This window comes from Roseateles noduli (genome assembly GCF_050626985.1).
Lineage (GTDB): Bacteria > Pseudomonadota > Gammaproteobacteria > Burkholderiales > Burkholderiaceae_C > Roseateles > Roseateles noduli_A.
Genome location: NZ_CP192463.1, coordinates 6,322,322 through 6,346,793, shown reverse-complemented (window position 1 = coordinate 6,346,793; position 24,472 = coordinate 6,322,322). Strand labels below are relative to the sequence as shown.

Genomic DNA, 24,472 nt, shown 5'->3' with positions numbered 1-24,472 from the left:
CGTTGGCCGCCAGTGCATGGGGCCCCGGAGTCAAGCTCCGGAACCCCACGCACTGCCGTCCCCAACCACCGACTCACTTCAACGGTTTTGCGACCGAGGACTCCGTCGAGTTCTCGATCAAGCGCTCGATCGAGTGTTCAATCGAGTGCCCGGTGTTGCTGCTGAGGACTCAGTCGAGCTTCCAGCTCATGACTTCGCCGCCGCGCAGCGGCTTGAGCTGCGCAGCCTCGCCGAAAGCAACGGACTCGGGGAGCGTCCAGTCGGTCTTGCGCAGCGTGACCTGCGTGGTGTTGCGCGGCAGGCCGTAGAAGTCGGCGCCGTGGAAGCTGGCGAAGGCCTCGAGCTTGTCGAGCGCGCCCGCCGCCTCGAAGGCCTCGGCATAGAGCTCGATCGCGGACAGCGCGGTGAAGCAGCCGGCGCCGCAGACCGAGTTCTCCTTCATCACCGACGCGTGCGGTGCACTGTCAGTGCCGAGGAAGAACTTGGCGCTGCCGGAGGTCGCGGCCTTGATCAGCGCCAGGCGATGCTCCTCGCGCTTGAGCACCGGCAGGCAGTAGTAGTGCGGACGCAGCCCACCCATGAAGATCGCATTGCGGTTGTAGAGCAGATGCTGCGGCGTGACGGTCGCGCCGGTGAAGCGGTCGGCACCGGTCACGTACTGCGCGGCTTCCTTCGTCGTGATGTGCTCGAAGACGACCTTCAGCTCCGGGAAGTCCTTGCGCAGCGGCTGCATCACGCGGTCGATGAAGAAGGCCTCGCGGTCGAAGACATCGACGTCGCCGTCGGTCACCTCGCCGTGCACCAGCAGCAGCAGGCCGGCCTTCTGCATGGCCTCCAGCGTCGCGTAGGTCTTGCGGATGTCGGTGACGCCGGCATCGCTGTTGGTCGTGGCACCGGCCGGATAGAGCTTGAGCGCAACGACACCGGCGGCCTTGGCGGCGGCGATGTCCTCGGGCGTGGTGCGGTCGGTCAGATAGAGCGTCATCAGCGGCTCGAAGTCCACGCCGGCGGGCACCGCGGCGAGGATGCGCTGGCGGTACGCGAGGGCCTGCTCGGCCGTCGTGATCGGCGGCTTCAGGTTCGGCATCGCGATCGCGCGCGCGAACTGGCGCGCGGTATACGGGACGACGCTCTGCAAGGCGGCACCGTCGCGCAGGTGCACGTGCCAGTCGTCGGGACGGGTCAGGACAAGGGTTTCGCTCATGGGGCGGGATTGTCTCACCGCCCCAAATGCACGCCCGCCAGCACCATCAGCATGACGATGCCCATACCGCTCAGTCCGCCCACGAACAGGTTCCAGAGACTGCCACGGAGGTGGCGCCATCGACGCGCCGACGCCAGCTCCATATCGATCTCATCCATCTTGGTCTGGAACTCCTGCCGGGTCACCGGCTGTTGAGACCTCGGAAGGGTGTGATGGTCTTGCATGTTCATTCAGATCTCCTTGGTTGGTGCCAGGTGTTGCCGGGCGGATTCCCGCACGATGTCATCGCGCCTCGTGCGACTCGCCGCACAGTCCGGTCGAATCGCGAAGACGTCGATTGTTGGGATCCGGCCCTCGTGCGTCACTGACCTCAACCAGGAGTCTTTCGCCCATCCATGCCGTGGACGAGTGACAACCCCGCCGCCTTCCGGTGAAGGCCGGAAAGCAGAAGGCCCGCACCTTGCGGAGCGGGCCTTCGAAGCGATACGCGGGACGCCAGCGGCGTCCGGCATCAGTGCTGCAGGATCTTCGCCAGGAAGTCCTTGGCGCGCGGCGAGCGCGCATCCGGATCACCGAAGAACTCGTCGCGGGTGCAGTCCTCGATGATCTTGCCGGCGTCCATGAAGATGACGCGGTGGCTGACCTTGCGCGCGAAGCCCATCTCGTGGGTCACGCACATCATCGTCATGCCTTCGTTGGCCAGCTGGACCATCACGTCCAGCACCTCGCCGACCATCTCGGGGTCCAGCGCCGAGGTGGGCTCGTCGAACAGCATCACGATCGGATCCATCGACAGCGCCCGCGCGATCGCCACGCGCTGCTGCTGACCGCCCGACAGCTGGCCCGGGAACTTGTCCTTGTGCGCCATCAGGCCTACGCGCTCCAGCATCTTCAGGCCGCGCGTCTTGGCATCCGTCATGTTGCGACCCAGCACCTTCACCTGCGCCAGCGTCAGGTTCTCCGTCACCGACAGGTGGGGGAACAGCTCGAAATGCTGGAACACCATGCCCACGCGCGAACGCAGCTTGGGCAGGTTGGTCTTGGGATTGGTCAGGCTGGTCCCGTCGACGACGATGTCGCCCGCCTGGATCGGCTCCAGCGCGTTGACGGTCTTGATCAGCGTGGACTTGCCCGACCCCGACGGACCGCACACCACCACCACCTCGCCCTTCTGGATGTTGGTGGAGCAATCGGTCAGCACCTGGAACGGGCCGTACCACTTGGAGACGTTCTTGATTTCGATCATGGAGCGGACCTCAGCGGATGATGGCGATCTTCTTCTGCAGCCGGCGGACCAGCATGGACAGGCTGAAGCAGATCACGAAATAGACGACGGCGACGAAGAGGTAGGTCTCCATCGGCCGACCGAAGTTCTTGCCGGCGACCTCGAAGCCCTTCAGCAGGTCGTAGGCGCCGATCGCATACACGAGCGACGTGTCCTGGAACAGCACGATGGTCTGCGTCAGCAGCACCGGCAGCATGTTGCGGAAGGCCTGCGGCAGCACCACCAGGCTCATGGTCTGGCGGTAGGTCATGCCCATCGCATACCCGGCGAAGACCTGACCCTTGGACACCGACTGGATGCCCGCGCGCATGATCTCGGAGTAGTAGGTGGCCTCGAACAGCATGAAGGTGATCAGCGCGGTCGTTTCCGGCTTGAAGCTGCTCCATCCCAGCGCGGCCGTGGCGTACGGCAGCAGCAGGTAGCACCACAGGATCACCATCACCAGCGGGATCGAGCGCAGCGTGTCGACGTAGATCGCCGCCGGCTTCTCCAGCCACCACCGGCCCGACAGCCGCATCAGCGCCAGCACCGTGCCCAGCACGATGCCGCCGATCATGGCCGAGATGGTCAGCTGGATCGAGAACCACAGGCCCTTGGCCACGAAGGACGTCAGGACGTCCCAGGTCAGGAACGAGAAATCGAGTTGGGTCATGTCACTTCGCCCCCAGGATGCCGGGCACGCGGACGTACCACTCGATGAGCTTGGCCACGCGGTTGATCGAGTAGGCCGAGACGAAATACAGGATCGTCACCGGCAGGAAGATCTGCACGAAGCTGGACTGCTCCGAGGCCTGCAGGGAGAACTGCGCCAGTTCCGGAATGCTCACCGCGAAAGCCACCGCCGAGTTCTTGACGATGTTCATGCTCTCGCTGGTCAGCGGCGGGATGACGATGCGGAAGGCCATCGGCAGCAGCACGTGACGATAGGTCTGCGGCAGCGTCAGCCCCAGCGCCTGGCCCGCGTAGCGCTGGCCCTTGGGCAGCGTCAGGATGCCGGCCTTGACCTGCTCGGCGATCCGCGACGACGTGAACAGCCCGATCGCGATCACCACCAGCACGGCGGGCGGCAGGTCCAGGACCGGGAACAGGCGCGGCACCACGTGGTACCAGATGAACAGCTGGACGATCAGCGGAATGTTCCGGAACAGCTCCGTCCACGCCTCGCCGAACATCGCCAGCTTCCTGTTCGGCACCGTGCGCAGCACGCCGATCAGCGATCCCGCCACCAGCGCCACCAGCAGGCCCAGGACCGAGACGTACATCGTCCAGCCCCAGCCGTGGATCATCGCGTCCAGGTAGGTCTCATAACCGGGGGCGCCGAAACACTTCGGCGCGACCTCCTCGGTCACCATGTCTGTGCAGTACAACTGCCAATCCCAGCTCGCCATGGCGTGCTCCATCCATCAATGCGAAGGGCCGCCCCACCTGCTGCGGCCCTCTTCATGCTCCGGTCGCCGCCGGCCGCCCCTCGCGGAGGCGGCGACGGCGGCGTCGCGACGGCTTTCTCCCCTCTTGCGAAAAGGCGCCCCGCGGGGCGCCTGGCGCTCAGGGAGCCGCGCTCACTTCTTGAGGTATTCCTCGACCGGCTTGTCGTTCGGGTTCGCCCACGCGTCCTTGGTCGCCGCCGTCGCCGGCAGGCCGACCTTGGTGTTGGTCGGGGGGATCGGCTGGGTGAACCACTTGTCGTACAGCTTGGCGATGTCGCCGGACTTCATCAGGCCCTTGATGCTGTCGTCCACGGCCTTCTTGAAGGCCGGGTCGTCCTTGCGGATCATGATGGCGATCGGCTCGACCGACAGCACTTCACCGACGATCTTGAAGCCCGCCGGATTGCGCGACTTGGCGATGTTGCCGGCCAGGATCTGGCCGTCCATCACGAAGGCGTCGGCACGGCCCGACTCCAGCAGCAGGAAGCTGTCGGCGTGGTCCTTGCCCAGCACTTCCTTGAAGTCCACGCCGGTGGCGCGCTCATGCTTGCGCAGCAGCTGGACCGAGGTCGTGCCGGTGGTCGTCGCGACGGTCTTGCCGTTGAGCTGGGCGATCGAGGTGATGCCCGAATCGGCCTTCACGGCGATGCGCACTTCCTCGACGTAGGTCGTGACGGCGAAAGCCACGTCCTTCTGGCGCGTCAGGTTGTTGGTGGTGGAACCGCACTCGATGTCCACGGTGCCGTTCTGCACCAGCGGCACGCGGTTCTGCGAGGTCACCGGCAGGTACTTGATGTCCAGCTTGGCCAGGCCCAGCTGCTTCTGCACGTCGGCCAGCACGCGCTGGCAGATCTCGACGTGGTAGCCCACGTACTTGCCGTCGCCGAGCGTGTACGACAGCGCGCCCGAGGACTCGCGCACGCCCATGGTCACGCTGCCGGTGTCCTTGATCTTCTTGAGCGTGTCGGCCTGCGCCACGCCAACCAACGCAGCGCCAAGGGCCAGTACCAGCAATGCCTTCTTCATAGATGCTCCTGCTTTGTTCGGATTCAAAAAGCGGATTCGAGGGAGGTTCGAACGGTGGTCCCCCCAACCGGCAGAGCAGACCATGACCGGTCGCTTTGCTGGGTAGGGAGTATCACGCATCTCGACTTGTTGCGTGGCTTACGTATGCAGGTTCCGTGCCCGGTTTGAGGTATCGACTTCAGGTACCGATTTTCTCGGCGTGGGTCAGGAAGTTCCACAGCGCCTGCGCGACCGGCTTGACCCGCCGCGTCGACCCCTGCCGCTCGCGGTACATGCGCAGCTCCATGTTGAGTTCGTACTGGCCGGGCTCGGCGGCCCGCACCAGGCGGCGCGCCTTCACTTCCTTCTTCACCGAGCTCGCCGGGAGGAAGGCCAGTCCGTGGCCCTCGATGGCCATGGCCTTGAGGCTCTCGGCCATGTCGGTCTCGAAGACCGACTCGAAGTTGAGCGGCTGCGCCGCGCCCTTGACGATCAGTTCCACCAATCGCCCGAGGTAGGCGCCCGACGCGTAACTGAGGAAAGGGATCTTCTGACCCGGGTGTCCGGAAATCCGGAACATCGGCGCGCCGCTTGTGTCAGCTTTCGCATACGCGGCCAGCGTCTCGTGGCCGAGCGAGACCGACTCGTAACGCTCCGGGTCCAGCTGCAGCGGCTGGCTCGGGTGGTGGTAGACGACCAGCAGGTCGCAGTTGCCTTCGCTGAGCTGCAGCGTCGCGTCGTGGACGTTGAGCGCGTTGAGCCGGCACTTGACCTCGCCGAAGCGCTGGCGCAGTTCCATCAGCCAATGGGGGAAGAAGCTGAAGGACAGCGAGTGCGGGACGGCGAACTCGATCATGTCCTGCCCCGCCGACTGGTGGCTGCGCAGCATGTTGCGCGTCGCCTGCAGGTTGCCGAGCAGGTCGACGGCCTGGCCGAGCAGCGTCTCGCCGGCGGCGGTGAGCCGCGTCGGATAGGACGAGCGATCGACCAGATCGACGCCCGCCCAGGCCTCGAGCGCCTGGATGCGGCGCGAGAACGCGGGCTGCGTGACATGCCGCAGTTGGGCCGAGCGGGAGAAGCTGCGCGTCTCCGCCAGGCTCACGAAGTCTTCAAGCCATTTGGTTTCCACGGCGCGGGAGTTTATCCGTGTGGGGTCGCGGCCTGCCCAAGCCCCTCTTCGGGACCGTCCCGCGAGGGCTGGGGCTCCGCGCGGTCCTGGCCGTCCTGCTGGAGCGCCCACATCTGGGCGTAGCGGCCGCGTCGCGCCAGCAGCGCCGCGTGCGTGCCGCGCTCGACGATGAGGCCCTGCTCCATCACCAGGATCTCATGCGCGTCGACCACGGTGGACAGCCGGTGCGCGATGACCAGCACGGTCTTGTCCTGCGCGGCGGCCTCGAGCTCGGCCTGGATGGCGCGCTCGTTGCGCGAGTCCAGCGCCGACGTCGCCTCGTCGAAGATCAGGATGGGCGGGTTCTTCAACAGCGTGCGCGCGATGGCCACGCGCTGCTTCTCGCCGCCGGAGAGCTTCAGGCCGCGCTCGCCGACCATGGTCTGGTAGCCCAGGGGCAGATGGCGGATGAAGTCGTGGATGTGCGCGGACTTCGCGGCGGCCTCGATCTCCTCGGTCGTCGCCTCCGGCCGGCCGTACGCGATGTTGTAGGCGATCGTGTCGTTGAACAGCACCGTGTCCTGCGGCACGATGCCGATGGCGCGGCGCACGCTGTGCTGCGTGACCTCGGCCAGGGACTGATCGTCGATGGCGATGCGGCCGGACTGCGCGTCGTAGAAGCGGTACAGCAGCCGCGCCAGCGTGCTCTTGCCCGAACCGCTGGGGCCGACGACCGCGACCTTCTTCCCCGCCGGGATCTCCAGGCTCACGCCCTTGAGGATGGGGCGCTGCGGCTCGTAGGCGAAGTGCACGTCATCGAAACGCACCGCCGCGCCGCTCACGCGCAGCGCCTGCGCGCCGGGCGCGTCGGCGATCTCGCGCTCGCGGGCCAGCAGGCCGAACATCTTGTCCAGGTCGGTCAGGCTCTGCTTGATCTCGCGGTAGATCACGCCGAGGAAGTTCAGCGGGATGTAGAGCTGGATCATGAACGCGTTGATCATCACGAGATCGCCCAGGCTCATGCGGCCGTCGACGACGCCCTGCGTCGCGCGCCACAGCATCGCCACCAGCGCGACCGCGATGATCACCTGCTGCCCGCTGTTGAGCAGCGACAGCGTCCGCTGCGACTTCAGCTGCGCGCGGCGCAGGCGCTCCAGGCTCTGGTCGTAGCGCGCGGCCTCGAAGTCCTCGTTGTTGAAGTACTTCACCGTCTCGTAGTTCAGCAGCGAGTCGATCGCCTTGCTGTGCGCGTGCGAATCGAGCTCGTTGAGCAGCTTGCGGTACTTGGTGCGCCACTCGGTGACGACGATCGTGAAGCCGATGTAGAACACCAGCGCCGCGCCGGTGATCCAGGCGAAGAGCACGTCGAACTTGACCGCGAGCAGGCTGAGCACGAGCACGACCTCGACCAGCGTCGGGAAGATGCTGTAGAGCGAGTACGAGATCAGCGCATGCACGGCGCGCGTGCCGCGCTCGATGTCGCGGGTCATGCCGCCGGTCTGGCGCTCGAGGTGGAAGCGCAGGCTGAGGTCGTGCAGGTGACGGAACACCTGCAGCGAGATGCTGCGCGAGGCGCCCTCGGTGGCCTTGGCGAAGATCAGCTCGCGGGCCTCGGTGAACAGCGAGGTGCACAGCCGCAGCAGGCCGTAGGCCAGCAGCAGCCCGACCGGCACGACCATCAGCGCCTGCGCGCTGCCCGCGGGGATGTCGAGGCTGTCGACGAGCTGCTTGAGCAGCAGCGGCACGCCGACGTTGGCCAGCTTGGCGGCGACCATGAAGGCCAGCGCGATGCCGACGCGCCAGCGGTAGCGCCAGAAGTAAGGGAGCAGGCGGCCGATGGTGTGCCAGTCGCCGCGCGCCTCGGGCGCGGCGGCGCCTTCGGGCACCGGCGCGGATGGGGACGGAGCAGAGGGAGTCGGCGCGGTGCCGGCGAGTGTGGAACGGCGCATGGAGAGGGAGCGTGGGCCTGCCGTGGAGTCGGGCATCCGCCCTGGCGAGGGCGGACATGCTGGACGACAATGCCGCTCATTGTCACCGTTTGGCCATCATGAGCGACTCCACCGATCCGAATGCCCCCGCCAGCACCGCCGGCCCCGTCGCGCACCCGTCGGGCGCGCCCCTGCTGTCGCCCGAGACCATCGGCCCGCGCGAGCTCGTGATGCGCGTGATGCCGATGCCGGCGGATGCCAACGGCAATGGCGACATCTTCGGCGGCTGGATCATGGCGCAGGTCGACCTGGCCGGATCGGTGCTGCCGGCGCGCATCTCGCGCGGCCGGATCGCGACGGTGGCGGTGAACCAGTTCATCTTCAAGCAGCCGGTGTCGGTGGGCGACCTGCTGAGCTTCTACGCGCAGGTCACGCGGATCGGGCGCACGTCGATCACGGTACACGTCGAGGTCTTCGCCGAGCGCAACCCGGCCAATCCGCATGTGGTGAAGGTGACCGAGGCCAACCTCACCTACGTCGCGATCGATCGCGACGGCAAGTCGCGCGTCTTCGGCGAGGCGGTCTGATCGCCGCCCGGGCACGACACGCTGCGCCTGGCCCCGTGGCCGTCCTCGTTGCCCGTTGGTGAACGGCGCGGCCCCGCAATGGGGCCGTCCGGCTGGTCTGCGCCCCGTGGTGCGAATGGGCATTCGCGCACCAGGGTTAGTACGTAGATCCCGCAGCATCGAAAAAACCTCGGGTGGGATACTGCCCGGCCAGGGTGCGCAGACACGCCGGTGACGGCGCCTGCGGCCACCCGCAACCGGAGCCGTATCCCATGCTGACCCCCTCCGCTTCCGCCGCGCCGGCCGAGTCCGTGCCGTGGTATCGCCACCTCTACCTGCAAGTCATCATCGCGATCGCGATCGGCATCACGCTCGGCTATTTCGAGCCCGCCTTCGCCGTCAAGCTGCAGCCGCTGGGAGACGCCTTCATCAAGCTGGTGAAGATGATCATCGCGCCGGTGATCTTCCTGACCATCGTGACCGGCATCGCCAGCATGACGCAGCTGAGCGCGGTTGGCCGCGTGTTCGGCAAGGCGATGGTCTATTTCCTGTTCTTCTCCACGCTGGCGTTGGTCGTCGGCCTGGTGGTGGCCAACGTCGTGCAGCCGGGCGCCGGCATGAACGTCAACGTGGCCGACCTGGACCAGAAGGAAGTGCACCGCTACGTCGAGAAGACGCATGACCTGACCCTGGTCAGCTTCCTGATGGACGTGATCCCGAAGTCGCTGATCGGCGCGCTGGCGGACGGCAACATCCTGCAGACGCTGTTCGTCGCGGTGCTGTTCGGCATCGCGCTGGCGCTGACGGGCGACCGCGGCAAGCCGGTGCTGACCTTCTTCGAGTCGCTGACCGCGCCGGTGTTCCGGATGGTCCACATCCTGATGAAGGCCGCACCGATCGGCGCGCTGGGCGCGATGGCGTTCACCATCGGCAAGTACGGGCTGGCCTCGCTGCTCAACCTGGGCATGCTGGTGGGCAGCTTCTACCTGACCTCGCTGTTCTTCGTGCTGGTGATCCTGGGCATCGTGGCGCGGCTGTGCGGCTTCTCGATCCTGAAGCTGATCCGCTACCTGAAGGCCGAGCTGCTGCTGGTGCTGGGCACCTCGTCGTCGGAGTCGGCGCTGCCGTCGCTGATGGAGAAGATGGAGAAGGCGGGCTGCAAGAAGACCGTGGTGGGGCTGGTCGTGCCGACGGGCTACTCGTTCAACCTGGACGGGACCAACATCTACATGACGCTGGCGGCGCTGTTCATCGCGCAGGCGACCAACACCGAGCTGACGCTGACCCACCAGATCACGCTGCTGCTGGTGGCGATGCTGAGTTCCAAGGGCGCGGCGGGCGTGACGGGCGCGGGCTTCATCACGCTGGCGGCGACGCTGTCGGTGGTGCCGGAGGTGCCGGTGGCCGGCATGGCGCTGATCCTGGGGGTGGACCGCTTCATGTCGGAATGCCGCTCGCTGACCAACTTCGTCGGCAACGCGGTGGCGACGATCGTCGTGTCGAAGTGGGAGAACGCGCTGGACCACGACGCGCTGGACCTGGCGCTGTCGGGCAAGACCGTCGATCCGGACGATCTGCCGGTGCGCGTGGCCGGACCGGCCGAGACCGCATGAGCGGTCACGCGGCATGAACGACAACGGGCCTCGAGGGGCCCGTTGTTCTTTCTTCTGCGTGCGGTCGGCGTCATGGCGAGGCCCTCACGCGAGGTTTGCTGGCGGTGCGCGCTTGGACGGCGCGGGCCATTGCCGCATCGGCCTCCGCCAGTTCCTCATCGCTGAGCAATGCAGCGCCTACGCCCTCCGGAAGAAACCAACCCAGCACACACTGCTGATCTCGCACAGCCAATTGGACGTGCGTACCCGAGCGGAATTCGGTGCCGTCCAAAATCGGCCGTCCCTGATAGAAGGCGGCACGAACGAGTTGCCAAGACGGATGTCCATCCCGTTCACGCATTTCGTGCCCGATGTTGAACACCGCGCAGTCCAGCCCGCGCAGCAACATGGATTCATCCTCGGCGTCAGCAGGTCGATTGACCGGCATGGGGCGTCCGGACAGGTTCTGCGCGACCCTGAGTTCGGCCATGGCGGACTGGTACTCCCGCCGACCGGACAGCGTCGTCATGTCCCAGCATTGAGAGACACAAAGCACCGCGCCAACGACGGCAGGAGAAACAATGGGGCGCGCCGAGTAGAGCTTGGAAGCCTGCTGGCGTGAAGCCTCCGCAAAACCCAACGCACGCTCTGCATCCCCTTCAAAGAAATACACACCGTCCCCAAGCCAGTCATAGCGATTGGCGGATGGCGTGAGTCGCGCGAGTCGCCCCTTCACCAGCCTGTCGCGAACCGTGATATCGCAGCCGTGGAATGCGAGGATCAACTGCCCCTGGTTCATTGATACCTCGGCATCAGGTTCCCCTCGTCGTCGATGATGCCGGCCTTCTTGGCCAGTTCGAACGCCACCTCCGGCGAATGCACCTTCAAACTGTCTTCGCGCGGCAGCCCAAAGGTGCCGACCTTGTGCGCCCAGCTCGGCGGCTCGGTCACTTTCACCGACGCCTTCGCAACCTGCCCGCAGCGCTCGCACAGACTCTTGCGCTTGGCCGGCTTCGCGCTCTTTCCATTCGACTTCTTGCTCATCAGGACTCGCTCCAATCAACAGAGGAGTGCTCATGATTTCAAGGCGGCGTGATCGCGCCAATCGCACGTTGTCGTGCAGTTGGCGCTCTCGGTGACTCGGTCAAGTGGTGCCGATTGCGCGAATGAGGGTTGTCCGTCGACGGCATCCCGCAGAAAGCAGAAAGCAGAAAGGGCGCCCACGGCGCCCTCTCGTTCAGTGCGGCATCGCCGCGGTCGATCAGAACTTCGAGAAGTCCGGCTGGCGCTTCTGGAAGAAGGCCTGGAAGGCCTCCATCGCCTCGGGGCTGCGCAGGCGCGCGCCGAAGATCTCGGCCTCGGCCTGGATGGTCGCCAGCAACTCGTCCTTCGAGGTGCGGCGCATCAGCTGCTTGCTCTCGCGCACGGCGCTCGGCGGCAGCTTGTTGAAGCGCTCGGCGATGCGGCGCGCATGCGCCACGACTTCGCCCGCCGGCAGCACCGCGTTGGCGACGCCGCATTCCACCGCCTGCTCGCCGGTGAAGGGATCGCCCAGCAGGATCTTCTCGGCCGCGCGGCGCGGGCCCATCAGGCGCGGCACCAGCAGGCTGGAGCCGAACTCCGGCACCAGGCCCAGGCTCACGAAGGGCATCGCCAGGCGCGCGTCGTCGGCCACGTAGACGAAGTCGCAGTGCAGCAGCAGCGTCGTGCCGATGCCGATCGCCGCGCCGTTCACCGCCGCCACGATCGGCTTGTCGCAGCCCACCATCGCCCGCATGAACTGGAACACCGGCGCGTCCTCGTCCCGCGGCGGGCTGCCCATGAAGTCCTCGATGTCGTTGCCCGAGGTGAAGATCTGCGGCTGGCCCTGGATCAGCACCGCGCGCACGGCGTTGTCGGCGTTGGCCGTGATCAGCGCGTCAGCCATCTCCTGGTACATCGCGCGGGTCAGCGCGTTCTTCTTTTCCGGTCGTGCGATCTCGATGGTCTGCACGCCGTTCACGATGGCGGTCTTGATGCTCATGAAGCACTCTCCTCGTTAGGTCTGCCGTCCGCCTGCTGCCTCATGCAGTCCGGCAACGGCTTGTGTTCGGATGAATGGACGCGATCATGCCAGCCACGTGCTCACCTGCGGCCACAGGCTGCGCTCGAATCGATCGCGGAAGAAGCCGAAATGGCCGATGCGACGCTCGCCGATGTCCTTGGGGGCGATGCGGCGCATCTCCGGACGCGCGCCGGCATAGAAGCCGTGCAAGGACTCCGTGTTGCGGCGGGACATGAACTCGTCGTCGGTGAAGGCCAGCGAGAGCATCGGCACCGACAGCGACGCGTACTGCGCGCGCAGCGCGTCGCCGCCCTCGCCCATCATGTACTCGCGGTCCAGGCACCAGCGTCGCCATTGCGCCATCACGCCGCGCGGCAGGTCGCCGACCTTGCGCAGCTTGCGGCCAGGGAAGTAGCCGAACGTCGGCAGCGCCAGCGGAACGACCACGTACCAGAGCCACCACACGTAGCGGCGCAGGCCGATCGAGTTCTCGCGCCAGTAGCCGCTGCCGCAGCCCACCGTCACGGCGCGAGACACGCGGGAACGGTTGGGGAGCATGCCGAGGATCTGGCCGCCGAGGCTGTGACCCAGCCAGTGGATCTCGCGGCGGTCGCCGAGCAGGCGGTCAAGGTGCGACAAGGCCGCGGCGGCGTCGCGCTCGGCCCAGGTGTGGATGTCGGCTTCAAGCCCTCGCAAGGAGCGCTTCATCGCGTCCGGACGCGAGGCGCCCATGCCGCGATAGTCGAAGCTCAGCACCAGCCAGCCCTGCTCCGCCATCCAGCGGGCGAAGGCTGCGTAGTAACGCTGCTCCACACCCATCGCCGGAGCGATCAGCAATCCCGCCTTCGCGGTCGCCACATCGCCGTAGAGATGGCCTCGAAGCTCGAAGCCATCCTCCGCTCGGAAACTGATCATCGCGATCTCCCCCGATGCCGTTTGGCGTCCTGCTCAGGGCGCCTACCTGCGCTTGGCCAAGCGCGGGCTCTCCACGCAGCAGGGGGCATCCCTCCGGGAACCCCCAGCAGCATTCCGGCCCCAGCGAATCTCTTGGACTCGCGAAGACCGTACTTGAAGAACCGAGCGCTTCTTACAGGCGCTCGATGATGCCCGCCGCGCCTTGGCCCGCGCCGACGCACATCGTCACCATGCCGTACTTGCCACCGGTGCGACGCAGACCGTGAATCACGGAAGCCGCACGGATCGCGCCCGTCGCGCCCAGCGGGTGGCCCAGGGCGATCGCGCCGCCGTTGGGGTTCACCTTGGAACGGTCCAGCACGATGCCCTTGCTGTCCAGGTCGTTCAGCACCGCCAGCGATTGCGCGGCGAAGGCTTCGTTCAGCTCGATCCAGCCCAGGTCCTCGGCCTTGATGCCGGCCAGCTTCAGCGCCGCCGGAATCGCCTCGATCGGGCCGATGCCCATGATCTCGGGCGGCACGCCGCGCACTGCGAACGAGACGAATCGCGCCAGCGGCGTCAGGCCGAAACGCTTCACGGCCGCTTCAGACGCCACGATCAGCGCGCCCGCGCCGTCCGAGGTCTGCGAGCTGTTGCCGGCCGTGACACTGCCCTTGGCGGCGAACACCGGCTTGAGCTTGGCCAGACCTTCCATCGACGTGTCCTTGCGCGGACCTTCGTCGGTGTCGACGATGCGGCTCTTGACGATGACGCCGTCACCGTTCAGATCAGGCTGGCGGTCCTTCAGCTCGAACGGGGTGATCTCGTCCTTGAAGAAGCCGCCTTCGATCGCGGCCAGCGCGCGGCGGTGCGACTCCAGCGAGAACTCGTCCTGCGCCTGGCGCGAGACCTTCCACTTGTCGGCGACCTTCTCGGCCGTCAGACCCATGCCGTAGGCCAGGCCGATGTTCTCGTCGCGCTCGAAGATCGCGGGCGGGAACGAGGGCTTGTTGCCGCCCATCGGGACCATGGACATCGACTCGACGCCGCCGGCGATCATCACTTCGGATTCGCCGATGCGGATGCGGTCCGCCGCCATCGCCAGGGCGGTGATGCCCGAGGCGCAGTAGCGGTTCACCGTCACGCCGCCGACCGTGTTCGGCAAGCCCGACAGCACGGCCGCGACACGGGCGATGTTCATGCCCTGCTCACCTTCGGGGAAGGAGCAGCCGATGATGGCGTCCTCGATCACCGACGGGTCCAGGCCCGGCACCTGGGCCATGGCGGCCTGGATGACGCGCGACAGCATCTCGTCCGGACGGGTGTTCTTGAAGTAGCCCCGGCCCGACTTGCCGATGGGCAGGCGGGTGGCGGCGCAGATGTAGGCGTCTTGAACTTGCTTGCTCATGATGTGTTCCTTGTGTGCCGCTCGGATCAGTTGCGGACCGGCTTGCCGGTCTGCAGCATGCCCATGATTCGCTCTTGGGTCTTCGGATGCTCGAGCAGGCTGCAGAAGTGCTTGCGCTCCAGCGACATCAGGTATTCCTCGGTCACCAGCGAACCGGCTTCGACTTCACCGCCGCACACCACGTCGGCGATCAGCGAGGCCAGGTGGAAGTCGTGCGCGCTGATGAAGCCGCCGTCACGCATGTTGGCCAGTTGGGCCTTCACGGTGGCGATGCCGGAACGGCCCGCGACCGGGAACCTGGCCTTGAGCGGGGCGCGGTAGCCGGAGTCCGCCATCGCCTTGGCCTGGGCCGTGGCGACGAACAGCAGCTCGTCCTTGTTGGGGACGATGATGTCGCTGTCGAGCAGGTAGCCCAGCTTCTGCGCTTCCAGCGCGGAGGTCGCCACCTTGGCCATCGCGGCGTTGGTGAAGCCGTCCTTCAGGAAGGCGAAGATGTCCGCGTTGGCGTTGCCGGCCGAGGCCATCTCCGCCGCGCGGCGCGCGATGTAGGTCAGGCCGCCGCCGCCCGGGATCAGGCCGACGCCCACTTCCACCAGGCCGACATACGACTCCATGTGCGCGACGCGGCGGGCGCAATGCACCGCCAGTTCGCAGCCGCCGCCCAGCGCCAGGCCGCGCATCGCGGCGATGACCGGGACACTGGCGTAACGCACGCGCAGCATCATGTCCTGCAGCTTCTTCTCTTCCGGGGCGATGCCCTTGGCGCCCTTGCTCATGAAGACCGGCATCAGCGCTTCGAGGTTGGCACCGGCGGAGAACACGTCGTCCGGCGACCAGATGACCAGGCCCTTGTACTTGGCCTCGGCGATCTCGACGGCCTTGAGCAGGCCTTCCGTGACCGTCGGGCTGATCAGGTGCAGCTTGGCGTTGATCGAGGCGATCAGCACTTCGCCGTCCAGCGACCAGACGCGGACTTCCTCGTTCTTGAACTCTTCGGTGCCGGCCTTCAGCGGCTCGACGGCGCCTTCGCCGACCAGCGCTTCGGGGAAGGCCTGGCGCTCATAGACCGGCAGCTTGGCGCGCGGCTTGAACTTGCCTTCGGCGGCGCTCCACGAGCCGTCCTTCGAGTGCACGCCGCCGTTCTCGGCAACCGGGCCTTCGAAGACCCAGGCGGGCAGCGGCGCGCTCGACAGCGTCTTGCCGGCGTCGATGTCGGCCTTGACCCATTCCGCGACCTGCTTCCAGCCGGCGGCTTGCCACAGCTCGAACGGGCCCTGCTGCGAGCCGAAGCCCCAACGCATGGCGAAGTCGATCTCGCGCGCGGTGTCGGCCACGGTGTCCAGGTGCACGGCCACGTACTGGAAGGAGTCGCGCAGGATGGACCACAGGAACTGGGCCTGCGGATTGCTCGATTCGCGCAGCAGCTTGATGCGGTCGGCGGCCGGCTTCTTCAGCATGCGCGCGACGATTTCCTCGGCCTTGCCACCGCCGGTGACGTACTCACCGGTGGCGAAGTCCAGGCGCTGGATGTCCTTGCCGACCTTCTTGTAGAAGCCCGCGCCGGCCTTCTGGCCCAGCGCGCCCTTCTCGATCAGGCCCGCCAGCACCTTGGGCGTGGCGTAGGTCGAGTAGAAGGGGTCATCCTTCAGGTTGTCCTGCATCGTCTTGACGACGTGCGCCATCGTGTCCAGGCCCACCACGTCCGCGGTGCGGAAGGTGCCCGACGAGGCGCGACCCAGCTTCTTGCCGGTCAGGTCGTCGACGACGTCGACGGAGAGGCCGAACTTCTCGGCCTCGATCATCGTGGCCATCATGCCGGCGATGCCGACGCGGTTGGCGACGAAGTTGGGCGTGTCGTTGGCGCGCACGACGCCCTTGCCGACCGCCGAGGTCACGAAGCTTTCGAGCTGATCGATGACTTCGGGGTTGGTGGTCGGCGTGTTGATCAGCTCGACGAGGTACATGTACCGCGGCGGGTTGAAGAAATGGATGCCGCAGAAGCGCGGCTTGATCGATTCCGGCAGGACTTCCGACAGCTTGGTGATCGACAGGCCCGAGGTGTTGGACGCCACGATCGCGTGCGGCGCGACGAAGGGCGCGATCTTCGTGTACAGGTCCAGCTTCCAGTCCATGCGCTCGGCGATGGCCTCGATGATCAGGTCGCAGTCCTTGAGCAGCTCGAGGTGTTCCTCGTAGTTGGCCTGCTGGATCAGCGCGGCGTTCTCGGCCACGCCCAGCGGCGCCGGCTTGAGCTTCTTCAGGCCCTCGACGGCCTTGGTGACGATGCCGTTCTTCGGGCCTTCCTTGGCGGGCAGGTCGAACAGGACGACCGGCACCTTCACGTTGACCAGATGGGCGGCGATCTGCGCGCCCATCACGCCGGCGCCGAGCACGGCCACCTTGCGAACTTGGAATCGACTCATGGTTTCTCCAATGAACATCCCGAGGATGTAGGAATGTGGTTTGTACGGCGCGCTCATGTCGGCGCGTCCATCGATCGCTTTATTCGACGCGGATCCAGGTCTGCGTGCGGCCCAGCATCGGCATGCCGACGAAACCGCGGACCTCCAGCTTCTTGCCTCCGTCGACCGGACGCAAGCGGACGCGATAGACCTTGCCGTTGCCCGGGTCGAGGATGTCGCCGCCGTCCCAGAGCGCGGCGTCGCCGACGTTCTTCTTGACGCCGCGCAGGATGGTCAGGCCGATGATGGGCTGGCCCTTGCGCTCGTCGCTGCACTCGTCGCACTTGGCGTCCTGCTTGCCCGGATCCGTGATCTTCTCGATCTTGCCGGAGAGCACGCCGTTGGTCTCGCCGATGCGGACCGTCGAGCGCTCCTGCTTGGTGTCGTCGTCGATGGTCTTCCAGACGCCGACCGGGGTGGTGGCCGTGGCGGCAGTCCCGGCCGGGGCCGAGGCCTGCGCGAGCGCCAGGTTGGCGGACAGTCCGAGGCCCAGGGCGACGGCGGTGGCGAACAGCGGTTTCATCTTGTCTCTCTCCGATCTTTTATTTGGGAACGCAGCGGCGGACGCGCCAGGTGGAACGCGGGCGCCCCGCTCGAGGGGGCGCCCGTGACGCTGTCCTCAGAACAGCGCCTCGTCCATTTCCATCAGCGGGTTCAGGCCGGCGCGGGCGGTGCGGATCAGGCTCGCGGTCTCGGGCAGCAGCTTGGCGAAGTAGAAGCGCGCCGTCGCCAGCTTGGCGGTGTAGAACGGATCGCCGCTGTCCTTCTTCTCCAGCGCCAGCTTGGCCATGCGCGCCCACATGTAGGCGAAGCACAGGTGACCCACCACGCGCAGGTAGTCCACCGCGGCGGCACCGACTTCATCGGGGTTCTGGAAGGCCTTCATGCCGATCTCGGTGGTCAGCTTGGTGACCTTGTCGCCGATGTCGGCCAGCGGGTTGATGAACTCCTGCATCGCTTCGCTGGTGCCCTCTTCCTCGACGAACTCGGCGATCTTCTTGCCGAACTTCTTCAGCGTCGCGCCGTTGTTGCCCAGGATCTTGCGGCCCAGCAGGTCCAGCGACTGCACGGTGTTCGTGCCTTCGTAGGTCATGTTGATGCGCGAGTCGCGCACGAACTGCTCCATGCCCCACTCGTGGATGTAGCCGTGGCCGCCGAAGACCTGCATGCAGTGCGAGGTGGCGATCCAGGCGTTGTCCGAGATGAAGGCCTTGATGATCGGGGTCAGCAGGGCGACTTCGTCCTCGCAGGCCTTGGCCTCGTCGGCGTCGTCGCTGCTCAATGCCTTGTCCAGCTGCAGCGCGGTGTAGGCCGACAGCGCGCGGCCGCCTTCGGCGTAGGCGCGCGCGGTCAGCAGCATCTTGCGGACGTCGGGGTGGACGATGATCGGATCGGCCGGCTTGTCCGGCGACTTCGGGCCCGACAGCGCGCGCATCTGGATGCGGTCCTTGGCGTAGACGACGGCGTTCTGGTACGCCACTTCGGTCAGGCCCAGCGACTGGTTGCCGACGCCCAGGCGGGCGGCGTTCATCATCACGAACATCGCCTGCAGGCCCTTGTTGGGCTGGCCGACCAGCGTGCCGACGGCGCCGTCCAGCACGATCTGCGCGGTGGCGTTGCCGTGGATGCCCATCTTGTGTTCCAGGCCGCCGCAGTAGACCGGGTTGCGCTCGCCCAGCGAGCCGTCGGCGTTCACGTTGAACTTCGGCACGATGAACAGCGAGATGCCCTTGGAGCCTTGCGGCGCGTCCGGCAGGCGGGCCAGCACCAGGTGGACGATGTTCTCGGCCAGGTCGTGCTCGCCGGCGGAGATGAAGATCTTCTGGCCGGTGATCTTGTAGGTGCCGTCGGCCTGCGGCTCGGCCTTGGAGCGCAGCAGGCCCAGGTCGGTGCCGCAGTGCGGCTCGGTCAGGCACATCGTGCCGGTCCATTCGCCGGAGGTCAGCTTGGGCAGGTAGGTGGTCTTCTGCTCCGGCGTGCCGTGCGCGTGCAGCGCTTCATACGCGCCGTGGCTCAGGCCCGGGTACATGGTCCAGGCCTGGTTGGCCGAGTTCATCATCTCGTACATGAACTGGTTCAGCAGGACCGGCAGGCCCTGGCCGCCGTACTCCGGGTCGCACGACAGCGAGGGCCAGCCGCCCTCGACGTACTGCGCGTAGGCTTCCTTGAAGCCCTTGGGCGCCTTGACCTCGTGCGTGGTCTTGTCCAGCGTGCAGCCTTCCTGGTCGCCCGACAGGTTGATCGGGGTCAGGACTTCCGACGCGAACTTGCCGCCCTCTTCCAGCACCGCGTTGATGGTGTCCTCGTCGACCTCCGCATGCGCGGGCAGCAGCTTCAGCTCGTCGACTGCGTGCAGCAGCTCGTGCAGCACGAACTTCATGTCGCGCAGGGGCGGGTTGTACTGAGGCATGGGGGTCTCTCCTGAGGATTGGTTCTGTGAAAGGATCGAAAGGGACTCGCCCCGCTCAGGCGCGCTTGCGTCCCGAGGCCGCGGCCACGGTCGCGCCGGCGGCGGCGGAGTGAGGAGGCGTCTGCCGCGTCTCGGCATCGGCCTTGCGGCCGGCCGGCGTGGCGAAGCTGCCGAGGATGCGCTCCAGGCCCGTGCGGGCCCTCGCCAGCGCGCCTTCGCTGCGCAGGAAACGCGCGTCGTGATGCAGCGACAGGATCAGGCCGTGCATCTCGAAGAGGATCTGGTCCGGATCGGCGTCCGGCACGAGGTGACCGACCTCCTGCGCCAGCAGGATGGCCTTGCGGATCGCGGCGTGCCAGTCGCGCACCATGCCCACCAGCGCGTCGCGCACCAGGCCCGGCCGGTCGTCGAATTCGACGGCGCCGCTGATGTAGATGCAGCCCGAGTCGACCTCGACCGAGGTGCGGTGCACCCAGCGCTCGAACAGCGCGCGCAGGCGCGGCAGGCCGCGCGGCTGGCGGATCGCGGTGTAGAAGACTTCCTCTTCGAACTTGGCGTGGTACTCGCGCACCACGGCGATCTGCAGTTCCTCGCGCGAGCCGAAATGGGCGAAGACGCCGGACTTGCTCATCTTCGTCACATCGGCGAGCGCGCCGATGGACAGCCCCTCCAGCCCCATGTGCGAGGCCAGGCCCAGCGCCGCGTCGAGGATCGCGGCACGGGTCTGCGCGCCCTTCTGCAGCGAGCGCGAGCCGCTGCGCGAGGAGGCGAGCGGCTTGGCGGCGACAGGCTTGGCGGAGGTGAAGGAGGAGGTGGACACGGTGCCCGGAATAATAAAACGAACGATCGTTCTATTTTGAGCAGTTCCGGGCCGGAAACGCAATCCTTGACCACCCTTTTTTAGTGATGCCGGCCTAAAAAAAGCAAGCGGCTCGTCCGAGTTCAACAGCCCGGCATGACCGCATCACGACGATGCGGCCGCGATGACGACGCCGTGATGCGGGTTTACCCGACCCCGCGCGTCCGACTTCTCTGCGACGCTGGCTCACCCGCGGGGCGTGAGAGCCGAAGTGACCTTCGACGACACGCGCCCGCCAAGCGCCGGCATAGACTGGCGCAAACAGGGAGCCACAAGAATGCACCAGCCATCGAATGGCGTGTTCCGGGTTCTGGTGTGCCGGGTGCACGCCCGGCTGTGCGGCCTGCCGCTGGACGCCATCGAGGAGACCCTGCGGCCGCAGCCGCTGCGGCCGCTGGCGTCGCCGGTGGTCCATGTCCAGGGCCTGGCGCGCATCCGCGGCGACTGGCTGCCGGTCGTCGAGCTGGCCGGGCTGCTCGGCCTCGAGCCGGCGCCGCCGCGTCGCTACGTGATCGTGCGGGCCGGAGGGCGCCGCGTCGCGCTCGCGGTGACCGAGGTGCTCGGCCTGCAGGCCCTGCCGGCCGACGAGGTCCGCGCCCTGCCCCCGCTGCTGCGCGATCGCGAGCACGGCGCCATCGCCGCGCTGGCGGAGCGCGACAACGATCTGATCGCCGTCCTCGACCAGGCGCGACTGCTGCCGGAAGAGGCGCTGTCGGCGCTCCACGACATCGACGGACCGTCGGACGACGGGACGCTGCCGGCTCGAGCGGGGGCCGGCTCATGACGCGCGCCGCGCCGGCCGCCCTCGATCCTCCTCTGCTGCTGCCGCGACTGCGCGTGTTGCTCGCCGGCCGGCTGGGACTGCATTTCGACGAACGACAGGATGACCGTCTCACCGCGGCGCTCACGCGCGTCGCGGGGCCGGTCAGCCCGGAACGCTTCCTCGACCAGATGGAGCTGGCGCCGACGCGCGCCCGGCTCGACGCGCTGGCGGCGGAACTGACCGTCGGCGAAACCTTCTTCTTCCGTCACCCCGAACAATTCGACGCGCTGCGGTGCGACCTGCTGCCCCTGCTGGTGCGGGGCGCCTCGGGCGCCGCGGACAGCGCGCCCACCCGGCGACTTCGCGCGCTGTCGGCCGGCTGCGCCAGCGGCGAGGAAGCCTACACCCTCGCGATCACCCTTCACCGCGCCGGCCTGCAGGCGCAGGGCGTGGACTGGGACGTGCTCGCGGTGGACCTGAACCCGGCCGCGCTGGCCCGTGCCACGGCGGCCCGCTACGGCGAGTGGAGCCTGCGCGCGACGCCGCAGGAGCAGCGCGACCTCTGGTTCCGTGGCGTCGATCCCGGCCTGTGGACGCCGCTGCCGGCGATCCGCGAGCGCGTGCGCTTCGCGCAGCGTCACCTCGGTCAGCCGGACGCGATGTTCTGGGCCCCCGGCAGCTTCGACATCGTTTTCTGCCGCAACGTGCTGATGTACTTCGAGCCCACCGCGCTGCGCCAGGCGATCCGCAATCTGACCGGCGCGCTGGCACCGGGCGGCGTGCTCTTCCTGGGCCACGCCGAGACGCTGCGCGGCAAGGACGAGGCGCAGGAGGCCGGCCTCGTGCTGAGGCAGGCGCATGGGTGCTTCTTCTATCGGCGCGAGGCGCCCGAGACGGCGCCGTCCTGGCCCTTCGCATGGCCGGCCACGGTGCCGGGCCCCGCCGCCACGCCGGTGACGGAGACGCAGGGGCAGACCGCGGCCGCCGTCCCGGTCTCGTCCCGGGACGTCCCGCGCCCGGACGCGGGCGCCGACCAGGCCCTGCTCGACGAGGCGCTGCAACTGATCGAAGCCGGCCAGGTGGAGGACGGGCTGCGCGCCTGCGCGCGCCTGCTCATCCCCGGTACACCGGCCACGCTGCAGGCCGAAGGCCTGTTCCTGCAAGGACTGGCCATGGAGGAGCGCGGCCAGTTGCCCGCCGCCGAATGGCATCACCAGCGCGCCGCCGCCAAGGACGCCGCCTTCGCGCTGCCGCATCTGCGGCTGGGCCTGCTCGCGCGCCGGCGGGGCGAAATCGTCGCGGCCGGCCGCGAACTGCGCCGCGCGCTGGAACTGCTCGACCACGAATCGCCCGAACGGCTGCGCCGCTTCGGCGGCGGTTTCGACCGCGACGACCTGCGGCGCCTGTGCCGCGACGAGATGCAGGAGACCCGCGCATGACGCAAGCGTCCCGCGAGCTGCTCGCCGAATGGCGCGAGTCCTTCGACCGCTCGTTCGGCGAGCCGCGCCGCCACGCCGACGAGGAGGCGGTCCTCGACGTACTGGGCATACGGATTGCCGGCGACCCGTTCGCCCTGAACTTGGCCGACCTGGCCGGACTGACGCCCGCGATGCCCGCCGCCCCGTATCCCGCCGCCGCCCCCGGGCTGCTCGGACTCGCCGGCCATCAGGGTCAGGTCTTGCCGCTGTACGACCTGCAGGCGCTGATCGGCCGCGGCCCCGCGGGCGTCGTGCGCTGGTGGGCGATCGCGCGCGGCGCGCCGCTGGCGCTCGCCTTCGAGGGATTCGACGGCCAATGGCGGCTCGCCGCCGGCGACCGGCTGCAGCAGAGCGACGCCGCCGGCACCGGCTGGGCCGTGCGCTGCGGCGGCGCGCTGCGTCCGCTGATCGAGCTCGACGGCCTGATCGCCGCCGTCACGGCCAACGCCGACAACGGTGCGCCGACATCGGCGACGACCTTCACGACGACAACAAGCGCCGGCGCCGCCGGCCGATGACAGGGAGACCCGTGCCATGTGGACCTTCGGAAGAAAGCTGTCGGTGGGCTTCGCGCTGTCCTTCGCGCTGCTGCTGCTCATCGGGATCCTGTCCTACCGCGGCGTCGACGTCATGACGCAGACCAGCTACCAGGTGGCCCGCACGCATGCGGCGGTGGGTCACATCGGCACGGTGATGAGCCTGATGAAGGACGCGGAGACCGCGCAGCGCGGCTACCTGCTGACCGGCGAGGAGTCCTACCTCGAGCCCTATCGCAGCGCGGCGAACAACGTGCCGCGGGAGCTGGCGGAGCTCAAGGCGCTCATCCGCGACAACCCCGCGCAGCAGACCCGGCTCAACCAGGCGACCACGATGATCGACGGGCTGATGCAGCTGCACAAGGACCGCATCGAGACGCGCCGCGCCGGCGGCCTGGAGACGGCCTTGAAGACGGTGGCCCTGGGTGAAGGCAAGCGCCGCATGGACGAACTGCGCGCGGTCGTCGGTCAGATGGAGGAGGAAGAGAACGAGGTGCTGCGTGAACGCGCGCGGGAGGTCGAGTCCACCGCCGCCACGGTGCGCGCGGCCATCGTCTGGGGCACGGTGGCGGGCGCGCTGCTGGTCCTGATCGCGGCGCTGACGCTGAGCCGCGCGTTGAGCGGGCAGGTCGGCACGGCGGTGAAGCACGTGCAGCGCTCCTCGGCGGAGCTGCAGGCCGCGGCGAACCAGCAGGCCGCCGGCGCGCGCGAGACGGCGACCTCGATGACCGAGATCTCGACCACCATCTCCGAACTGCTGGCGACCTCGCGCCAGATCGCCGACAGCGCGCAGCGCGTCGTCGTCATCGCCGAGCAGACGGCCGGCCTGGCGCGCGGCGGCGACGGCACGCTGCAGTCGGCGCGCGAGAGCATCGCCGCGATGCGGCGGCAGATCGACCTCGTCGTCGACCACATGCTGGACCTGGGCCGCAAGTCGCAGCAGATCGGCGTCGTGCTGGACCTGGTGGGCGAGCTGGCCGAGCAGACCAACATCCTGGCGATCAACGCGACCATCGAGGCCACCGTGGCCGGCGACGCCGGCCGGCGCTTCAGCGTCGTGGCGGACGAGATCCGCAAGCTCGCCGACCGCATGACCGCGTCGACCAAGGAGATCCGCCTCCAGATCGACGACGTGCGCGGCGCGGTCAACACCACCGTGATGGCGACCGAGACCGGCTCGAAGGCGGTCGACGCCGGCGCGCGCCAGTTCGACGACGTCGCCGCCAGCTTCGCCAAGATCGCCGGTCAGGTCGTCACGACGACGGACGCGGCGCGCGAGATCGAACTCTCCACCAAGCAGCAGGCCACCGCCGTCGAGCAGCTCAACGTCGCGCTGTCCAACACCGCGCAGGCCTCGCGCGAGACCGAGGCCAGTTCCGGCCAGACCTCGCAGACCGCCACCGAGCTGGCGGAGATGTCGCGCGACCTGCTGCGCCTGGTGCAGTCGCAACCGACCTGACGCGGCGGCAACGCCTTCCACTCCACTGTCAACCCGAGACACCG

Annotated in this window: 23 protein-coding genes; 6 read left to right on the top strand and 17 right to left on the bottom strand. The window is 67.7% G+C overall.

Going from position 1 to position 24,472, the window contains the following annotated elements; genetic code table 11:
• Positions 1 to 169: 169 nt before the first annotated feature.
• From pyrC to ACQ4L4_RS27660, 8 genes are all read right to left on the bottom strand, one after another.
• Complete coding sequence (pyrC, locus tag ACQ4L4_RS27695; RefSeq protein ID WP_431101989.1) at positions 170 to 1,204, bottom strand: dihydroorotase; 1,035 nt, start codon at positions 1,202 to 1,204, stop codon at positions 170 to 172.
• A 14-nt stretch (positions 1,205 to 1,218) separates the two neighbouring features.
• Positions 1,219 to 1,434 (bottom strand): hypothetical protein, encoded by a 216-nt coding sequence (locus tag ACQ4L4_RS27690; RefSeq protein ID WP_377157152.1) that lies wholly within the window; start codon positions 1,432 to 1,434, stop codon positions 1,219 to 1,221.
• Between the two features lie 281 nt (positions 1,435 to 1,715).
• Positions 1,716 to 2,450: an amino acid ABC transporter ATP-binding protein gene (locus tag ACQ4L4_RS27685; RefSeq protein ID WP_067277009.1), complete on the bottom strand. Its 735-nt coding sequence runs from the start codon at positions 2,448 to 2,450 to the stop codon at positions 1,716 to 1,718.
• A gap of 10 nt (positions 2,451 to 2,460) precedes the next feature.
• A complete protein-coding gene (locus tag ACQ4L4_RS27680) occupies positions 2,461 to 3,141 on the bottom strand; it encodes an amino acid ABC transporter permease (protein ID WP_431101988.1) in 681 nt (226 codons plus the stop codon).
• A 1-nt stretch (position 3,142) separates the two neighbouring features.
• The gene (locus ACQ4L4_RS27675; RefSeq protein WP_431101987.1) at positions 3,143 to 3,877 is read right to left on the bottom strand and encodes an amino acid ABC transporter permease; all 735 of its coding nucleotides are present in this window, start codon (positions 3,875 to 3,877) and stop codon (positions 3,143 to 3,145) included.
• A 171-nt stretch (positions 3,878 to 4,048) separates the two neighbouring features.
• Entirely contained in the window at positions 4,049 to 4,942 is an 894-nt protein-coding gene (locus ACQ4L4_RS27670; RefSeq protein ID WP_431101986.1) for an amino acid ABC transporter substrate-binding protein, read from the bottom strand.
• A 178-nt stretch (positions 4,943 to 5,120) separates the two neighbouring features.
• On the bottom strand, positions 5,121 to 6,050 hold the full coding sequence (locus ACQ4L4_RS27665) for a LysR substrate-binding domain-containing protein (RefSeq protein WP_431101985.1): 930 nt from the start codon (positions 6,048 to 6,050) through the stop codon (positions 5,121 to 5,123).
• Positions 6,051 to 6,061: 11 nt separating this feature from the next.
• Entirely contained in the window at positions 6,062 to 7,978 is a 1,917-nt protein-coding gene (locus ACQ4L4_RS27660; RefSeq protein WP_431101984.1) for an ABCB family ABC transporter ATP-binding protein/permease, read from the bottom strand.
• A 98-nt stretch (positions 7,979 to 8,076) separates the two neighbouring features.
• On the opposite strand from ACQ4L4_RS27660, the gene ACQ4L4_RS27655 reads away from it, so the two are divergent.
• Positions 8,077 to 8,544: an acyl-CoA thioesterase gene (locus ACQ4L4_RS27655; RefSeq protein WP_431101983.1), complete on the top strand. Its 468-nt coding sequence runs from the start codon at positions 8,077 to 8,079 to the stop codon at positions 8,542 to 8,544.
• Positions 8,545 to 8,795: 251 nt separating this feature from the next.
• Positions 8,796 to 10,136: a dicarboxylate/amino acid:cation symporter gene (locus tag ACQ4L4_RS27650; RefSeq protein ID WP_431101982.1), complete on the top strand. Its 1,341-nt coding sequence runs from the start codon at positions 8,796 to 8,798 to the stop codon at positions 10,134 to 10,136.
• 70 nt (positions 10,137 to 10,206) lie between these two features.
• Here ACQ4L4_RS27650 and ACQ4L4_RS27645 read toward each other — a convergent pair whose 3' ends face one another.
• From ACQ4L4_RS27645 to ACQ4L4_RS27605, 9 genes are all read right to left on the bottom strand, one after another.
• Positions 10,207 to 10,914: a hypothetical protein gene (locus ACQ4L4_RS27645; RefSeq protein WP_431101981.1), complete on the bottom strand. Its 708-nt coding sequence runs from the start codon at positions 10,912 to 10,914 to the stop codon at positions 10,207 to 10,209.
• Complete coding sequence (locus tag ACQ4L4_RS27640) at positions 10,911 to 11,159, bottom strand: hypothetical protein (protein ID WP_431101980.1); 249 nt, start codon at positions 11,157 to 11,159, stop codon at positions 10,911 to 10,913. Before ACQ4L4_RS27640 ends, ACQ4L4_RS27645 begins: the two co-directional genes overlap by 4 nt.
• Positions 11,160 to 11,376: 217 nt before the next feature.
• Positions 11,377 to 12,138, bottom strand: a complete 762-nt coding sequence (locus ACQ4L4_RS27635) for an enoyl-CoA hydratase (RefSeq protein ID WP_431101979.1) — start codon at positions 12,136 to 12,138, stop codon at positions 11,377 to 11,379.
• 84 nt (positions 12,139 to 12,222) lie between these two features.
• Positions 12,223 to 13,074 carry an alpha/beta hydrolase family protein gene (locus ACQ4L4_RS27630; RefSeq protein WP_431101978.1) on the bottom strand — a complete coding sequence of 284 codons (852 nt, stop codon included), beginning with the start codon at positions 13,072 to 13,074 and terminating at the stop codon, positions 12,223 to 12,225.
• 172 nt (positions 13,075 to 13,246) lie between these two features.
• Positions 13,247 to 14,461 (bottom strand): acetyl-CoA C-acyltransferase, encoded by a 1,215-nt coding sequence (locus tag ACQ4L4_RS27625; protein ID WP_431101977.1) that lies wholly within the window; start codon positions 14,459 to 14,461, stop codon positions 13,247 to 13,249.
• 26 nt (positions 14,462 to 14,487) lie between these two features.
• Positions 14,488 to 16,884 carry a 3-hydroxyacyl-CoA dehydrogenase/enoyl-CoA hydratase family protein gene (locus ACQ4L4_RS27620; protein WP_431101976.1) on the bottom strand — a complete coding sequence of 799 codons (2,397 nt, stop codon included), beginning with the start codon at positions 16,882 to 16,884 and terminating at the stop codon, positions 14,488 to 14,490.
• 79 nt (positions 16,885 to 16,963) lie between these two features.
• The gene (locus ACQ4L4_RS27615) at positions 16,964 to 17,446 is read right to left on the bottom strand and encodes a DUF2147 domain-containing protein (RefSeq protein ID WP_431101975.1); all 483 of its coding nucleotides are present in this window, start codon (positions 17,444 to 17,446) and stop codon (positions 16,964 to 16,966) included.
• 96 nt (positions 17,447 to 17,542) lie between these two features.
• Positions 17,543 to 19,333: an acyl-CoA dehydrogenase C-terminal domain-containing protein gene (locus ACQ4L4_RS27610; protein ID WP_431101974.1), complete on the bottom strand. Its 1,791-nt coding sequence runs from the start codon at positions 19,331 to 19,333 to the stop codon at positions 17,543 to 17,545.
• 55 nt (positions 19,334 to 19,388) lie between these two features.
• Positions 19,389 to 20,153: a TetR/AcrR family transcriptional regulator gene (locus ACQ4L4_RS27605; RefSeq protein WP_377157177.1), complete on the bottom strand. Its 765-nt coding sequence runs from the start codon at positions 20,151 to 20,153 to the stop codon at positions 19,389 to 19,391.
• 316 nt (positions 20,154 to 20,469) lie between these two features.
• On the opposite strand from ACQ4L4_RS27605, the gene ACQ4L4_RS27600 reads away from it, so the two are divergent.
• From ACQ4L4_RS27600 to ACQ4L4_RS27585, 4 genes are read left to right on the top strand one after another with little or no spacing between them, the layout of a single operon-like run.
• Positions 20,470 to 20,976, top strand: a complete 507-nt coding sequence (locus ACQ4L4_RS27600; RefSeq protein WP_431101973.1) for a chemotaxis protein CheW — start codon at positions 20,470 to 20,472, stop codon at positions 20,974 to 20,976.
• Complete coding sequence (locus ACQ4L4_RS27595) at positions 20,973 to 22,394, top strand: CheR family methyltransferase (protein WP_431101972.1); 1,422 nt, start codon at positions 20,973 to 20,975, stop codon at positions 22,392 to 22,394. The genes ACQ4L4_RS27600 and ACQ4L4_RS27595 overlap by 4 nt, the downstream gene beginning before the upstream one ends.
• Positions 22,391 to 22,951, top strand: a complete 561-nt coding sequence (locus ACQ4L4_RS27590) for a chemotaxis protein CheW (protein WP_431101971.1) — start codon at positions 22,391 to 22,393, stop codon at positions 22,949 to 22,951. The genes ACQ4L4_RS27595 and ACQ4L4_RS27590 overlap by 4 nt, the downstream gene beginning before the upstream one ends.
• Positions 22,952 to 22,967: 16 nt before the next feature.
• Entirely contained in the window at positions 22,968 to 24,428 is a 1,461-nt protein-coding gene (locus ACQ4L4_RS27585) for a methyl-accepting chemotaxis protein (protein WP_431101970.1), read from the top strand.
• The last annotated feature ends 44 nt before the right edge of the window (positions 24,429 to 24,472 follow it).